The organism is Maribacter ulvicola, from assembly GCF_900155985.1.
In the GTDB taxonomy this organism is placed as follows: Bacteria; Bacteroidota; Bacteroidia; order Flavobacteriales; family Flavobacteriaceae; genus Maribacter; species Maribacter ulvicola.
The window spans coordinates 135,745-152,283 of the sequence record NZ_FTMA01000004.1 but is presented as its reverse complement, the minus strand read 5'-3'; the positions used below and the strand labels follow the sequence as shown (position 1 = coordinate 152,283).

General features: G+C 34.8%; 14 protein-coding genes. 13 read left to right on the top strand and 1 reads right to left on the bottom strand.

Going from position 1 to position 16,539, the window contains the following annotated elements:
• Positions 1-299: 299 nt before the first annotated feature.
• The 6 genes from BW936_RS12855 to BW936_RS12835 all read left to right on the top strand — a co-directional run bounded on the left by BW936_RS12855 (position 300) and on the right by BW936_RS12835 (position 8,010).
• The gene (locus tag BW936_RS12855; protein ID WP_076548806.1) at positions 300-3,482 is read left to right on the top strand and encodes a SusC/RagA family TonB-linked outer membrane protein; all 3,183 of its coding nucleotides are present in this window, start codon (positions 300-302) and stop codon (positions 3,480-3,482) included.
• Between the two features lie 10 nt (positions 3,483-3,492).
• Positions 3,493-3,819 (top strand): hypothetical protein, encoded by a 327-nt coding sequence (locus BW936_RS19960; protein ID WP_244156226.1) that lies wholly within the window; start codon positions 3,493-3,495, stop codon positions 3,817-3,819.
• Positions 3,741-4,823 carry a RagB/SusD family nutrient uptake outer membrane protein gene (locus BW936_RS12850; RefSeq protein WP_317042894.1) on the top strand — a complete coding sequence of 361 codons (1,083 nt, stop codon included), beginning with the start codon at positions 3,741-3,743 and terminating at the stop codon, positions 4,821-4,823. The genes BW936_RS19960 and BW936_RS12850 overlap by 79 nt, the downstream gene beginning before the upstream one ends.
• Before the next feature lie 274 nt (positions 4,824-5,097).
• A complete protein-coding gene (locus BW936_RS12845; RefSeq protein ID WP_076548805.1) occupies positions 5,098-5,799 on the top strand; it encodes a FadR/GntR family transcriptional regulator in 702 nt (233 codons plus the stop codon).
• Between the two features lie 120 nt (positions 5,800-5,919).
• Positions 5,920-7,209 carry an MFS transporter gene (locus BW936_RS12840; protein WP_076548804.1) on the top strand — a complete coding sequence of 430 codons (1,290 nt, stop codon included), beginning with the start codon at positions 5,920-5,922 and terminating at the stop codon, positions 7,207-7,209.
• A 39-nt stretch (positions 7,210-7,248) separates the two neighbouring features.
• A complete protein-coding gene (locus BW936_RS12835) occupies positions 7,249-8,010 on the top strand; it encodes an SDR family NAD(P)-dependent oxidoreductase (protein WP_076548803.1) in 762 nt (253 codons plus the stop codon).
• Positions 8,011-8,068: 58 nt separating this feature from the next.
• Here BW936_RS12835 and BW936_RS12830 read toward each other — a convergent pair whose 3' ends face one another.
• On the bottom strand, positions 8,069-9,085 hold the full coding sequence (locus tag BW936_RS12830; RefSeq protein WP_076548802.1) for a LacI family DNA-binding transcriptional regulator: 1,017 nt from the start codon (positions 9,083-9,085) through the stop codon (positions 8,069-8,071).
• A gap of 150 nt (positions 9,086-9,235) precedes the next feature.
• On the opposite strand from BW936_RS12830, the gene BW936_RS12825 reads away from it, so the two are divergent.
• The 7 genes from BW936_RS12825 (at position 9,236) to BW936_RS12795 (ending at position 16,529) form a co-directional block, all read left to right on the top strand.
• Positions 9,236-10,282 (top strand): sugar kinase, encoded by a 1,047-nt coding sequence (locus tag BW936_RS12825; protein WP_076548801.1) that lies wholly within the window; start codon positions 9,236-9,238, stop codon positions 10,280-10,282.
• 35 nt (positions 10,283-10,317) lie between these two features.
• Entirely contained in the window at positions 10,318-11,538 is a 1,221-nt protein-coding gene (locus BW936_RS12820; RefSeq protein ID WP_076548800.1) for a 6-phosphofructokinase, read from the top strand.
• Positions 11,539-11,547: 9 nt separating this feature from the next.
• Positions 11,548-12,216, top strand: a complete 669-nt coding sequence (locus tag BW936_RS12815; RefSeq protein ID WP_076548799.1) for a bifunctional 4-hydroxy-2-oxoglutarate aldolase/2-dehydro-3-deoxy-phosphogluconate aldolase — start codon at positions 11,548-11,550, stop codon at positions 12,214-12,216.
• A 253-nt stretch (positions 12,217-12,469) separates the two neighbouring features.
• Entirely contained in the window at positions 12,470-14,134 is a 1,665-nt protein-coding gene (locus BW936_RS12810; protein WP_076548798.1) for a tetratricopeptide repeat-containing sensor histidine kinase, read from the top strand.
• 3 nt (positions 14,135-14,137) lie between these two features.
• Positions 14,138-14,803 (top strand): response regulator, encoded by a 666-nt coding sequence (locus BW936_RS12805; RefSeq protein WP_076548797.1) that lies wholly within the window; start codon positions 14,138-14,140, stop codon positions 14,801-14,803.
• Positions 14,804-15,012: 209 nt separating this feature from the next.
• Positions 15,013-15,735, top strand: a complete 723-nt coding sequence (locus BW936_RS12800; RefSeq protein ID WP_076548796.1) for a hypothetical protein — start codon at positions 15,013-15,015, stop codon at positions 15,733-15,735.
• 251 nt (positions 15,736-15,986) lie between these two features.
• Complete coding sequence (locus tag BW936_RS12795) at positions 15,987-16,529, top strand: DUF4287 domain-containing protein (protein WP_076548795.1); 543 nt, start codon at positions 15,987-15,989, stop codon at positions 16,527-16,529.
• Positions 16,530-16,539: the final 10 nt, after the last annotated feature.

The following is a 16,539-nucleotide window of genomic DNA, read 5'->3' as shown; positions in this document are numbered from 1 at the left end:
TTTTTTTAACGAATAAATAACATATATTTGGTAAACCAAATTGGATAACCAGTTTGGATAACCAAAATAACAGCTTACTTAAAATTTTACGAACTTAATTTTAATTCTAACTCCATGACAAAAAACAATTTTACACTTGCATTAAAATTTCTTATGAATAAGTAAGAGGATTTCTAAACGGTTTACACCTACGTCTAAATTAAAAGACTTACAAAGTGTAACATACTAAAAATGAAACAACACTCAATTTTCATTTTAGAATACTTTAATCAGACTTAATTAACATAACAAGACTACAAATGAATTTCAAAACAAAATTAGGATTAGTGATGATGTTGTTTCTCAACATATCTCTATTCGCACAAGACGGGTATACCTTAACCGGTACAGTAACAGATGAAACAAGTATGCCTGTACCGGGTGCCAATGTTGTAATACAAAATACTACCACTGGTACTTCAACAGATTTTGACGGTAATTTCTCCATCACAGTTTCTAACGGAGATGTTTTAGAGTTTTCTTCAATAGGATATGCTACTAAAGCAATTAATATCACAGGTCAACAAACCTTAAATGTTGTTCTTGCCGAAGATGCCAGCCAACTTGAAGAGGTTGTAGTAGTAGGATATGGTACTCGGAAAAAATCACACTTAACAGGTGCTGTTGCAAAAATTGGTGGCGATGACGTTGCTGCCGTGCAAGCCACTCGTGTTGATGATGCTTTAGCAGGAAAGTTGCCAGGTGTTTTAATTCAGAATCAAGACGGTGCGCCAGGTGCGGATCCAAAGATTCAAATTAGGGCTGCATCATCTATTTCAGGTGCATCAAATCCATTAATTGTTGTTGATGGTTATCCTATTTCTGGAGGTATAGCATCAGTTAACCCAAATGATATTGAGAGTTTAGAGGTATTAAAAGATGCTGCTTCTGCTGCAATTTATGGTTCTAGAGGGGCAAATGGTGTTATTTTGATTACTACTAAAAAAGGGAAATCAGGTAAGGCTAGTTTTAGTTATAATGCTTATACGAGTACTTCAAGTAAGTATAGAGACAATATCCTTCAATCTGGTCCAGAATGGGCTGCTCATGCAAGAGCAGAGATTGCTGCTGGTAATTGGGGTAGTACTGTTGCTACTCAGGATCCTGCTTTTTTAGAATATAGATTAAGTGCTTATGAAGATTCTCCTGGAGCTATAAGTCCAGAAGACTGGCTTTTTCAAAATGGTACTACAACCAGTCATGATTTCAATATGAGCGGAGGAACTGATGATGTAAATTATTTTGCTTCTATTGGGTATCAAAATGCGGAAGGTGTTGTTATTACACAAGGTTTTGAAAGATTGAATGCTCGTTTGAATGTTGATGCCAAGTTAGGTGACAAGTTTAAAACAGGAGTAAATTTTAATGGGTTTACTTCTAAAAGAGATATTTTGGGTCATGATATGAGAGACCTTTTAAGATCTTATGGTGTTCATCCTATATACCATACTTCAGAGTCTATTGCTTTTGTACAGGATTTAGATCAACAAGCGCAGGCTTTAGGTTTGGCTGCTTTCGATAATGGTTATAGAGGTTCAGGATATGAGGCTAATAGTATATATTCTTTAGAGCCAGGAATGGCAGCGCAAGACTGGCATTATGGTAGAGCGAATAATGGTATTGGAGGTTCTGGTGATGCTGGTCCTGCAGCAAAGCTGGATAATACAGATAGTTGGGAAAAAACATTTTTCGGTAACGTATCTGGTTATCTTCAATATAGTATCCTTGACGGTTTAAATATTAAAACTGTTTTAGGTGGAGATATGACAGACACTCAAATTTATAATCATAGATTATTAGGATTTGATTCAAGAGCAAGAGATTCTCAAACATTTATGAATCAAACTGATTTAAAAGTAACTTCTGTTTTAAGTGAAACTACTTTAAATTATGCAAAGGTATTGGGTAAGCATGACATTTCTGCAGTAGCAGGTGTGGAATTTCAATCTACCAATTTCAAAGGAACAGCCTTATCGGGCGCTAATGTGCCAGATACTGCTATTCTTAATTTCAACTTGTTTGACCCTGCAGATATAACGGTAACTGAACGTGATGAAAATAGAGTGAGAGAAAGTGTTTTTGGAAGGATTAATTATGCATATGATGATCGTTTCTTAGCTTCAGTTTCTGTAAGAAGAGATGGTGATTCACGTTTTGGTGCGAACAAAAAGTATGCTACGTTTCCTGCATTATCTTTAGGTTGGAATGTTCATAATGAATCTTTTTTAGAGGATAATGAAATTTTGAGTCAGTTAAAACTAAGATTTAGTACCGGTTCATTAGGAACAACTTCCTTTTTAGGATCATACGATGCTTTAAGCCTTTTAGAGCCTCAAGCAACATTATATGGAACGGGGTATTTAATTCCTAATAACGTAGCGAATGAAAATTTAACTTGGCAGACAAACACTGAAACAAACTATGGTGTTGATTTAGGTTTTTTTAATAACCGAGTGAGATTAGGTATAGACTACTATACTTCTGATATTGAAGATATCTTAATTAACCAAAGTGTTTCTGAAGTTTTGGGTACTACTTCAATAGTACTTAACTCTGGTGATGTAAGAAGTTCAGGTATGGAATTTGTCTTAAACGTTAATGCAATTAGTAATGATGATTTCTCATGGAGTTTTAATGGAAATTTATCTACTGTTGAAACTGAAATTACTGATTTAGGTGGTTTAACTGAATTACCTCAGGTAATCTTTGGGCAAAGTGGTAGAGGTGCTGTCTTTAGAAACTATGTAGGTGGTGGAATTGGTGAAATGTGGGGGTTAGAAACTATCGGAGATGTTGAAATGGAATATCTTGCAGATGGATCTAGACATCCTAACAGCCAAACTGGTGAGTCTTATGTTGTTGATCAGAATAATGACGGTGTAATTGATAGAACTAAAACTGTTGAAGACGGTGGTGATTTAGTGAAAATAGGACAAAACACTCCGGATTTTTATTGGGGTATGTCTCATAACTTTAGATATAAAGATTTTGATATGTCATTTCAACTTCAAGGTTCTCATGGAGCTGAAGTATATAATATAGATCCTCTTTATTATGGCTCTCAATGGGGAGGTAGATTAGATTACGATAGCTTAGATCCTAACGGTGATGGGATCGCTGATCATAATGGAGAGTACTACGAGCGAAATAGAAATCAAACAGATGCTATGATTCAGGATGCTTCGTATGTAGCACTTAGAAATTTAACTTTGGGCTATACAATTAATTCAGATGTGACTGAAAAAATGGGTTTAAATTCTGTTAGAATTTACGGTGCCGCTACTAATCTATTGTACTTATGGGCTGATAACTATACGTCGTATAATCCTGAAGGCGTAAAGACTACAGGTGGTGATTATTTAGGTCCAACAACATACGGTGCACAAGTTGGTGCTAGTCCAATTGTTAGGAGCTTTACATTAGGTTTGAATCTTAATTTTTAAATAAGTAAAAATGAAAAAAGTATATATATTATTAATGGGGTCATTGTTGTTGACAACAGCATGTGACAGGGATTTAGATCAATTTCCTTCTAATATTGCGAGTTCAGATTCATTGACTGATTTTGAAGGAGTTTTAAATGCAGCATATTATTACCAGCTTGGTACTGTAACCCCAATGGCAATAATGGGTGAATTTAGAGCTGATAATGCTCTAATGGATGAAGCGCCCTATACGGCCTTTGATGTCTATGACAATGAATTAACAACGATGGAAGATCATTTTTTGGCCCTTTCTATACAGCGGCATATAAGTCAATTTTATCTGCCAATAACGTAATTGAAAATTCCACGGACGCAGTAGAAATTGGTGAAGCAAAGTTTTTAAGAGCTTTATCATATTTTAAATTAGTGCAAGTTTTTGGTGATGTCACGGTTAATTTATCTGCCTCTCCAAGTATAGAAGATACTGCTTCTTTGGTTAGACAGCCTGCAACTGATGTTTACAATAATGTTATTATTCCTGATTTGAATGATGCAATAGCAGTTTTAAGTACTGAAATTGTTGATGGAAGAGCTTCTAAATTAGCAGCTCAAGGGTTATTAGGTAAAACTTATGCAGCTCAAGGTGATTATGCAAGTGCCGCACCATTATTAGCGGCAGTTGTAAATGCAACAAATGTTAGTTTGAAAGATAATTTCAATGAAGTTTTTGGAGCTGAAAACGAAGTAGGTAATTCTGAAATTATATATGCTACGCAAGTATCAAGCTCTATAGTAGACGAGTATTCTTTTGGTTCTGACTTCTGGAACTGGTTTGTTGGAGATGATTCAAAATCTGATTTACCAGTAGATGCCGATTTAGTAGCTGCTTTTGATGCTAGCGATGCTAACGGTGGTGGTACTGATTTAAGAAGGGCTGTAACCCTTAGTGAAGATGGTACAACTGCTATAAAGTTTCCTAAAGAAGGTGGTTTAGGAGGTGAACACGATTGGATTGAGATTCGATTGGCAGATGTTATTTTGTTATATGCCGAAGCATTAAATGAAAATGGTTCTAGTGCTGATGATGTACTTGCTTTGTTAGATCCAATAAGATCAAGAGCTGGTTTAACTAGTTTAGTTGGTACAGCTACCACACAAGCTGAAGTTAGAAAAGTAATTCTTGATGAAAGAAGACTTGAGTTAGCTTTTGAAGGACAAAGATGGTTCGATTTAGTAAGAACAGGCGCTGTTGATGCAGAAATGGGAGAAACAATTAGTACTAATTACCATTTGTTTCCAATACCAATTTCAGAAATACTTGCTACTGACGGTGTTATTACACAGAACCCAGGGTATTAACTTATACGCTTTGATTTTTACAATCTGTAAGTTCATGCATTAACTTATGGAATATATCTATATTAAAAATTAAAGCATTATTTAAAGAAAGTTGTTTGAGTTGGTTCCTTAAGATTGCTGGCTTTTTTGAGAAAGCCAGTTAATCTTTCTTAACTCAGGTTTCAAGTAAAGTTTCTAAGATTAAACTCTTGAAAAATTTGATAACACAGTTATTTTTATAAATTTGACAAACCAATCTGGTTAACCAATTTATAATAGTAATTAAACGTGATATATGAAGTTAGAAATCTTAACAAGAAATGAACACAAAGAACTCCACAATAATATTATTGCAAACATTCGAGATTTAATAAATAACAAAAATCTTGAACCTGGCGATAAATTACCTTCAGAACGTATGTTATCTGAGCGTTTTGGAGTAAGTAGAGGAAATGTACGTGAAACAATTCAGAAACTGGAATTCTATGGCATATTAAAATCTAAACCGCAAAGTGGAACTTTTGTAGCAGACATTGGTCCTGTTGCCATGAACGGTATGATGAATGATATTCTTGGATTAGAAGATCCAGATTTTAAATCACTGGTTGAAACAAGAATTTTACTTGAGCTTAAAACCGTAAGACTGGCAGCACAAAGAAGAACTAATGACGATTTAAAAAAGATGGAAGCGGCTTTAGAATCTTACAAAGAAAAAGTACTGAACAATGAAGACGCCGTTCAGGAAGATTTGCTTTTTCATTTAGCTATTGCACAGGCATGTAGAAATAGTACCATTAATAGAATGATGTTGATTATAACGCCAGAGATTATCAACAATTTTGAGAAGTATCATGTTTGTGATAAGAATCAAGGACCAAAAAGAATAAGAGAACATCAAGACATATTTGAAGCTATAAAAGAGCAGAATACTCAAAAGGCCAAAGAAATGATGAAAATTCACTTCAAGGAACTTTATAAGTATTGTTATAACATTTAAAGGTAGAACGATAGTATATCGACAAAGAAATCAGTGAAAAATCAAAGTGTTTTTAGATTATTAAAATAATCAAGACGAACTATTTTCATCAACAAACTAAACCAAAAAAAGCACAGAATTATGAAAATTAAAGGATTAAGGTGGTGGATTATTGTGCTTATTTTTATAGCAACAGTTATCAATTATATCGATAGAACTGCATTCGCTTTACTTTGGCCGGAAATGGGAAAAGACCTGGGCATGGACAAGGCAGATTATGCCTTTATGTTCAACATATTTCTTGCGGCATATGCCATTGGTAAATTTGCTTCAGGAAAACTATATGACCAAATAGGAACAAGACTTGGCTTTACCGTTTCTATTATTGTATGGTCTGTGGCCTCTGTACTTCACGCTTTTGCCGGCGGTATCGTGTCCCTATCTATTTTTAGAGGTGCACTTGGCTTGGGAGAAGCAGGTAATTGGCCCGGTGCGGTAAAAAGTAATGGAGAATGGTTTCCCGTAAAAGAAAGAGCCATTGCTCAAGGCATATTTAATGCAGGTGCATCTATTGGGAACGTTATTGCACCTTTTATAATCGTATTTCTATATGCTCAATTTGGATGGAAAACCACTTACATTATTTTAGGTGCTATTGGCTTACTATGGGTTATTCCTTGGTTGTTCTTAAATAAATCTACGCCAGAGAAGCACCCTTGGGTTACAGACAAAGAAAGAGAACTGATCCTTTCCGACAGAATTCTAGATGAAGATACGGGCGTTAAAAGGAAAAGCCTTAGCGTAAGTGCTATTCTTAGCTACAAAGAGTCATGGGGTATTTTGTTATGTAGATTTTTCATTGAGCCAATTTGGTGGTTCTTTGCTGCATGGATGCCTATTTATCTTAATAATAAATTTGGGTTAAGCATTGAACAGATTGCAAATACCATGTGGATTACATATCTGATGGCAGCAGTCGGAAGTATTGCGGGCGGTATGGTATGTGGTGAATTGATGAAAAAATATTCTGTAGATATTTCAAGAAAAGCGACAATTATCTTTGGGGCAATCCTCATCCTTATGGGCTTTGTGGGTATCATTACCCTAGTAAAACAAGATAATTTTATGACCTTCATATATCTTGCAGGTCTAGCCTTATTTGGTTTCCAATTCGCCATTGGCAACATACAAACGCTATCTAGTGATATGTTTAGCGGACCTTCTGTGGGTACCCTAGCAGGTATGGCCGGTACAGTGGCAGCAGTATCACCAATGATCATGAACTGGTTTGTAGGTAAAATTACAGCCAACTCTTATACCCCGGCATTTATCGCTATATGCATAGCAGTAGTCTTAGGTGTTCTTGCTGTTTTGGTTTTGATTAAAAAGGTTGAACCCGTAAAAAAATATATCCCAAGCACCAAAAAATAATAGTAAACTGAATTAAGAATAGATAAAATAAATTATATCATGAGTACAGAAGGAAAAGTAGCAGTAATTACAGGAGCAACTGGCGGAATTGGATTTGCAGTTGCTAAAAGATTAGGACAAGATGGGTATACCGTTATCTTAAATGGAATAGATGACGCAGCTGGTGCAGATCGAATTAAAGAACTTACAGCAGAAGGTATTACTGCTGAGTATTTAGGATTTGATGTTACCAATGAAGAAGCTGTAGCAAAAAACATTAAAGCTATAGGTGAAAAATATGGTAAAATAGATACGCTTGTAAATAATGCAGGTGGATTAGGAGGTAGAGCTCGATTTGAAGAAATGACTACTGAATTTTATCGATCGGTAATGGCACTGAACCTAGATTCAGCTTTCTTTGCTTCTAGAGCTGCCATACCTTACCTTAAAAAAGGTGAACACCCATCAATTATCAACTATACATCTAATGCTGGGTGGACAGCCGGTGGACCAGGTGCTGGTATTTACGGTACTTCTAAAGCAGGAGTTCATGCCTTAACTAGAGCATTAGCAAAAGATTTAGCTGAATATGGTATTAGAGCAAATGCAGTATCTCCCGGTACTATTGATACGCCTTTCCATGCTCAAATTAAAGCTACGAAACCAGAAGTTTTTGCTTCATGGGCAAATAACATCATGTTAGGTAGACTAGGCCAGCCAGAAGATGTTGCCGGTGTGGTTTCTTTCTTAGCTAGTAAAGATGCTGCTTTCATTACCGCAGAAACTGTACAAATTGGTGGCGGTCAAGCTTTAGGAATTTAGTAATTAAATATTTATACCTTTTTAAAAGCATTATCGTGAATTCATGATAATGCTTTTTTTATTTAGAAGAATCTCGTATGATTAATTCTGAATCTAGAATTATTTTATTTAACGACTGCTCAACCACATCTTTATCCACATAACCTAAAAAAGTTTGGGCGGCCAACTTTCCAATTTGCTTACTGTGCTGACTTATACTTGTAATTGATGGTGTCACTAAAGAAGTAAACGGCTCATTACCAAAACCAACCAATTTTAATTCTTCAGGAACCTTAATATTTCTTTCTTTTAAAACCTGCAATGCGCCTAAAGCAGCATAATCACTTGCTACGTAAACAGCATCGGGTCTATTTTTTAAAGCCAGTAACTTTTCAATTTGACGCCTACCGTCTTCCAAGGTTAAACCACTTTCTATTAGTAACTCATCATCATGTGGCAGGTTATGCTTTTTTATGGCATCTACATAACCACGTATTCTGTTATTAAATATTCGCGTTCTACGATAACCGCCTATATGTGCAATACGCTTACAGCCCTGTGCTACCAAATGCGCTATAATCTTATGACTACTGTCATAATCATTAATACCAACATAATCGACATTCAGATCGTTTTCCCCCCTATCAAACAGAATTAAGGGGATTCCATTAGACTTTATTTTTTCATAATATGATAGATCCACCGTTTCATTTGCCATTGATGCTATAATACCATCTACTTGTAGATAAAGTAAGGTATCAATATTGTCACACTCTTTTTCAAATGACTCGTTAGATTGCGTTATTATGATGTTATACCCTGCTTTATTAAGCACCTCCTCCATATTCTCAACTACAGAAGAAAAGAAATTGCTATTAGTTCTAGGCACTATTAAACCCACTAACTTACTTTTTCCTTTTCTTAAGGCACTTGCCAAATGATTAGGTTGATAATTTAATTCTTTAGCTACCTGTTTTACGGCTTTCTTGGTTTTTACACTTATGCGTGCATCATCATTTAAAGCTTTCGAAACAGCTGCAGTAGATATACTTAAAACATTTGCAATGTCTTTTAAAGTTGTTCTTTTTTTATTCAATTAGTTTATATATATTTGTTTAATCGATTAACCAAAAGTAAGACTTTAATTAACTTAAACAAAAAATGTCTGTTTTGGTTATTTTTTACCCAAAGTGGTTAATCGATTAAACCAATTGTAAATCAGAACTTATTAAACTTATAATACAACATGAAAAAAGTAGTAACATTCGGTGAAATCATGCTTCGTTTAGCACCTCAAGGATTTTTAAGATTTTCTCAAGCTAATAATTTTGATGTAGTTTACGGAGGTGGAGAATCTAACGTAGCTGTATCTTTAGCTAATTATGGTGTTCCTGTAGATTTCGTTACACGATTACCAAAAAATGATATTGGTGAATGTGCGATGATGGAAATGCGTAAAAGAGGCGTTGGCGTAGATAAAATTGTTTACGGTGGTGATCGTTTAGGAATCTATTTCTTAGAAACCGGAGCAGTATCTAGAGGTAGTAAAGTAGTTTACGATAGAGCTCATTCAGCTATTTCAGAAATAGAATCTGGAATGATCGATTGGGATGCTGTTTTCGAAGGTGTTGAATGGTTTCATTGGACAGGTATTACACCTGCAATTTCTCAAGGAGCTGCAGATGTTTGTTTAGAAGCTGTTAAAGCTGCTAGTGCAAAAGGAATTACAATCTCTACAGATTTAAATTATAGAGCTAAACTTTGGACATACTGTGACGATTCTCATAGAGAAAAAGTTATGGCAGGATTAACCAAGTACTGTGATATTATTTTAGGAAACGAAGAAGATGCTGAAAAGCATTTTGGAATTCACCCAGAAGGTCTTGATGTTCATAAAGATGGTGCCGATGTTAAAGCCGAAGCTTTCTTATCTGTATGTAAGCAGATGATGAAAAAATTCCCTAAAGCTAAAAAGGTAATTACAACATTAAGAGGTTCTATTTCTGCTTCTCATAATACATGGGCAGGCGTTCTTTGGGATGGAAATAAAATGTACGAAACCCGTCAATACCAAATTACCGATATCGTTGACCGTGTTGGTGGTGGTGATTCTTTTATGGGTGGTTTGATCTACGGATTATTGAAATACCCAGAAGATGACCAGAATGCACTTGACTTTGCAGTTGCTGCATCTTGTTTAAAGCATACTATTAAAGGTGATGCCAACCTTGTAACGGTTTCTGAAGTTGAGAAACTTATGGGCGGTGATGCTTCTGGTAGAGTTGCTAGATAATTAGAAAACCACTTTAGACCTTCTAAAATAAAAAAATGTCGAAAAAATCTGTTTTAATTCTTTGCGGTGGCGGACCTGCACCGGGTATAAATACCGTAATCAGTACCGTGGCAAAGGCTTTCTTAAAAGATAATTATCGCGTTTTAGGTTTGCATGAAGGATTTAAGGGAATTTTCGATGAAAATCCGCAAATCAAGGAATTTGATTTCTTCCATGCTGACCGGATTTTTAGTAGGGGTGGCTCAACATTGATAATGAGCCGTTTTAAACCTAAAAACGAAAAGCTAAACACTAGCCTTTTTATTGATAACAATGTAAAACTGTTGGTAAGTATAGGTGGTGACGACACTGCTTCTACTGCCAACAGAATTACCGGTTATCTAAAGAAAGAAGGTATTTCTATAGCTAATATTCACGTACCCAAAACCATTGATAACGATTTACCGTTACCGGATAGAAACCCAACTTTTGGTTTTCATTCTGCAAAGGATGAAGGTGTACGCATTGGTAATACTACCTATGAAGATGCACGTACCAGCCAAAACTGGTTTGTAATGTCAACGATGGGTAGATCTGCAGGCCATTTAGCTTTTGGTATTGCGGCAAGCTGTCATTACCCAATGATGATTATTCCTGAAATGTTTGATCGCACCTCTATCACTTTTGACAAGGTGGTTCGTATGGTTATTTCATCCATGATCAAACGTAATATTGAAGGTATTCATTACGGTGTTGCATTAATTAGTGAAGGGGTTTTCCACAATATGCCAGAATCTGAATTGGATAAGTGTGAAATTAAATTCACCTATGACGATCATGGGCACCCTGAATTAGGGAATGTTAGCAAGGCGCATATCTTTAATATGCTTGTTCAAAAGAAACTAAAGAAGCTAGGTATAGCTATTAAAAGCAGACCAGTAGAATTAGGCTATGAATTACGCTGCTGTAGACCTATAGGTTTTGACCTTACCCTTTGTACGGTTCTAGGTCTTGGCGTAAAAAAATTATTTGACGAAGGCAAAAGTGGCTGTATGGTCACTGCTAATTCTAGAGGCGAAATTACCCCATTATTTTTATCGGAAATTCAAGATGAGAATGGTAAAATAGCTCCTCGCTTGGTCAATATCAATTCTGAATTGGCAGAATTATGCTTTCAAAATTTATTCTACGTAGGTGAAGATGATTATGAGGACGCAAAAAAATATGTAGACAATCCTTCAGACTACGATTTCAACAAAATTTTAACCGAGAAATAAAAAAATCAAATGGCACAATATTCAAGAATAGAAGTAGCAAATGTAATGAAGGAATCTGGTATGGTACCTTTATTCTATCACCCAGACATTGAGTTAGGTAAAAAGATTTTACAAGCTTGTTATGATGGTGGTGCTCGTTTAATGGAGTTTACCGCTCGTGGCGATTTCGCTTTTGAAGTATTTTCTGAATTGAACAAGTATGCAATAAAAAATTTACCCGGTATGATCATGGGTGTAGGATCTATCACCGATGCTGCCGCTGCTTCGTACTATATGTCAATAGGCGCAAACTTTATTGTAACCCCTTCTTTAAGAGAAGACATTGCCATAGTTTGTAACCGTAGAAAAGTGTTATGGTCTCCCGGCTGTGGTTCATTGACCGAAATCAATAAGGCCGAAGAAATGGGATGTGAAATAGTAAAATTATTCCCTGGTTCTCTTTACGGACCCGGTTTTGTAAAAGGAATTAAAGGACCTCAACCTTGGACAAGCATTATGCCTACAGGTGGTGTTAGTACAGATGAGGACAATTTAAAAGGTTGGTTTGATGCCGGAGTTACTTGTGTTGGTATGGGATCAAAATTGATTAGTAAAGATATTTTAGCAAATAAAGATTATGCAGGTCTAGAAACTTTGGTAAAAGATACATTGGCGAAAATTAAAAAACTGAGAGCATAAAGTATAAAGGTTTCACTGCATGGTTTAAACCATAGAGTGCCCTATATTAAAAGTGCATATTTAAGTTGTTAGTTGGTAAAGAGCATTTAAACTTAAGCATTACGCTATGGTTTTGTGCTCTTTCATTTTTTTCTAATATCAATTTTTAACCCCAAATTAATTAACTAATTCATATTCAGAGCTATATATTTAAAGAAGCTGAACTAAGCCCATATTAGAATAATATTACCTAAAAAGTTTCTACATTAGAGGAATGAAATACAAAAAAGTTTCATTCCTCCTACACTTTCTTTGTTTCGCTTTTATGACTTTTTTCTTGTCATTAAATGCAATAGCACAAATATCTTCTGATAGTTCTAGATTATATCGACAAGCCATTTTACAGCCTGCTCATCCACAAGACTTACCGTCAGGGATTCATTATTACACAAGAAAAAAAGAAATAGACCTAGAACTAAATGATACTTTAAACGCTATTTATGATTTAAGACTTCTATCCATTGCAGAATTTAAAATAGGAAATAACTTTAGTAGTGAAAACCATGTTGTAGAAGCTATTAACTTAATTGAATCCATGTCTTCAAAAGACACTTTAATTAACTCAAGAGTTGGGCTATACAATCAGCTAGGTAGAATTTATAGAACTTCCAATAATCCTAAAGAAGCCATAAAAACTTTTGATAAGGCTTTAGCGATAGCTAACAAATTAAAGGACAGCGTGGTTATTCTAAATAACAAAGCCAATATATATAAAGATTTACATGATTACAAAAGCGCCCTAACTATTCACTCCTTCCTTTTTGCAAAACGTTTGGAACTAAAAGATGACAATCAAATTGGGTTAGTAGCTGATAATTTAGGCCATGTACAATCAAAATTAAATCTACCAGAAGGTTTACCCAACTTAAAGTATGCTTTACAGTTACGAAAAAAAAACCATGATTTCATTGGTCTACATGCAAGCAATACCCATTTAGCTGAATACTATTTAGATAGAAAAGACACGGTCAAAGCAGTAGCATATGCCAAAGAGGCCTTAGCTCTATCAGATAAAATAAATAGTAGCTCCTTCAAACTAGATGCCATCTCTACGCTTATGAATATGGACAAAAATCCGTTAATTCATGAATACAAAAAACTGACAGATAGTATTGCCAATGCAAAACAAGTTGCAGAAAACAAAAATGCTTTTCTAAAATATAATGTTGCCGAAGAACAAAAGAAAACCCAAGCCAGTATTCTGCTTCAGGAAATTGAATCTCGTAAGCGATTGGCTTACCAATCACTGGCTTTAATTATTTTTCTGATTTTAATAGGTTCTTACTTTATCTATAGAAACAGATATCGCAAAGCTAAAATTGAAGAAATCTATAAAACCGAAACTAGAATTGCTAAAAAAGTACATGATGAAGTAGCTAACGATATGTATAAAGTAATGACTTCTCTTGAGAACAATTTAGACCTTGACAATACTATTTTGGACGAAATGGAAAAAATTTATACCAAAACAAGAGACATTTCTCGAGAAAATAGTGCAATTGACTTAAGAAAAGACTTTGGTTTACAATTAAATGATTTACTGCTTGGTTATAAGAATAACAATGTTAATGTAATTACCCGAAACCTTTCTAAAATGCCATGGGAAAACATCTCTGAACTTAAAAAAACCGCTATATATAGGGTTTTACAAGAACTTATGACCAATATGCGCAAACATAGCCAAGCAACCTTTGTTACCTTGGTTTTCCAAAAAGAAGGATCTAAAATGCACATAATTTATCGTGATAATGGCGTTGGTTGTGATCTTTTTAAAAAAAATGGCCTACAACATACGGAATCCCGTATCGCTTCTTTAAATGGAACTATTAAATTTGAATCTAAGCAAGGTGATGGCTTTAAGGCATCAATAATAATTTAAGGCATGTTCAAAAAAGTTTTAATTGCGGAAGATATGGAAGACATCAACAAAGGTGTATTTTCATTACTGACCGAATTAGGTGTTCAAGAAATTGACCAAGTACAATATTGTGATGATGCATACTTGAAAGTAACTAGAGCTGATATAGATGGTGACCCATTTGATTTGGTAATATCTGACCTTTCCTTCCAAGAAGACCATAGGTCTCAAAAATATCCTTCAGGTCAGGCCTTAGTTGAAAAATTAAAGGCAGATTTTCCAAAGTTAAAAGTAATTGTATACTCTGTTGAAGACAGACTTCAGGCCGTGCGTACTCTTTTTATTCAACAACATATAGATGCCTATGTTTGTAAAAGTAGATCAGGTTTAAAAAACTTGACCTTGGCGATTACTGAAGTTTCAAATGACGGTATATTTTTATCTCCTGAAGTTTCTAATGCTTTTAGCAGTGAAAACGAACTAGAAATTGACGACTATGACATTTCGCTTTTAGAAAATTTAAGTAAGGGATTGTCACAAGATGAAATTAGTGCGTTATACAGGAAGGAAAATATTTCTCCTGCCAGTTTAAGCTCTATTGAAAAGCGGTTGAATAAACTACGTATTAAGTTTAATGCAAATAATGCCATACACCTTGTAGCAATTGTAAAGGATTTAGGCCTAATTTAAAATAAATACCGTCACTTACGGGAAACCGTAATGAAAATCTATTTTATGGTGTTAGGTTTGAAACTGTTTACTAATAGTTAATAATACCAACCACAAATAATTATATATAATGCTATGGCCATCCTACTGAAAAGGTATTTCGGGGGAACTATCCGATTTGGTGGGTATGGCCTATTATTATCAAAAAAATAATCCAACTTAAATAAATCATGCAAAAATTAATTCCCTTCTTAATTATTCTCTCTATTTTAATTCCTAACAAAAACACGGCACAAGATAAAGGTGTCGCAATAGCGGGTGCCGTAGGAGCCCTAGCTGCAATAGGTGCAGGCGTAGCAGCTGTTGAGCAAATGAAAGAACGTGCTGAACTTACAGCTACGGAATGGTTATTGGCAAACAACCCGAACATTAATAATTTTTCGCTTAAAACAGTTGATTTTCAAGGAAAGAAACTTAAAGATATGTCATCGACATCGGTTATCACTTTTAAGATTCAAGAATTTACACCCAATAACAAACCAGAATTAGACGGTAAAAAACAAGTATTACTAGGATTTACAAGTCACGGTTGGATCAATGAATATGGAATAGATTTTAATAAGGTAAAATGGTTTTTAATAGATGAAACAGAATGGACCAATATGATGGTATCTTATGTAAAAGTAGCTTCAGGCGAAAAAGACAACCACCTTATACGGTCAACTTTAACGGAAGGAAAAATTGTTAATAAAGGGGTAAAATTAAAAAGCAAATTAACAATACCCTTCTATCAACTTACAGGAGATATGTACGTTGTTACTGATTATTCTAATGAAATGAAATTTATTTACAATGAAAAGTCATTAGGTATTTTTCTTAAAGACACCAGAGATTTAGTTCAAATAAAGCGAGGTAGTTTAATAGAGTTACATGAATTCTTTTTTAGTGAATAGGCAAAATACTCTTGCTCAATTCTGGTACTACAATCCTATAACCAAATAAGATGTGCTATCTGCACAAAACTTTATTACGAACAAATAATTATAAACTGTCCGCTAATTAAAGAATACTAAAATCAACCATTTTAGTATGTGAATAGTAAACATCTAGTGCTTAAAAGAAAGTTGCCATTTTCGTTTACCTTCAAGTATTGGAAAAAACTACTTTTTTTGTAAATTGATGTTCTCAACCAATCCCTAAGAATATGGTAAAGGCACTGCAAACCATGATTGATAATATGCCCGAGAAAACAGGCAAATCTTTAAGCGAATGGACGTCTATTCTCAAAACAAAAACTTTTGCTAAACATTCTGAAGGTGTCAACTTTCTAAAGAAGGAGCACGGAGTTACACATGGCTTTGCAAACACAATTGTCACCTTATCTAAAGAAGAAAATAATACACCAGCAGACCTTGTTGAACTACAATATAAAGGCAAGGAAAACTTACTCCCTATTTACGACGCTATTTTAAATACAGTGACGACATTTGGTGATGATGTTACGATTACTCCAAAGAAAACTACCGTTAGTATTATTCGAAAAAAGCAATTCGCATTATTAAAACCAGCTACGAAAACAAGAATTGACTTAGGTCTCAAAATTAAAGATAAACCCACCACGGACCGTCTAGAAGATTCTGGACCTTTTGGCAGTATGTGCACCCACCGAGTACAACTAACAGATACTAGCCAAGTTAATGAGGAGTTAGTTTCTTGGCTGAAGGGGGCGTATGAACAAGCGTTATAAAGTATTTAAA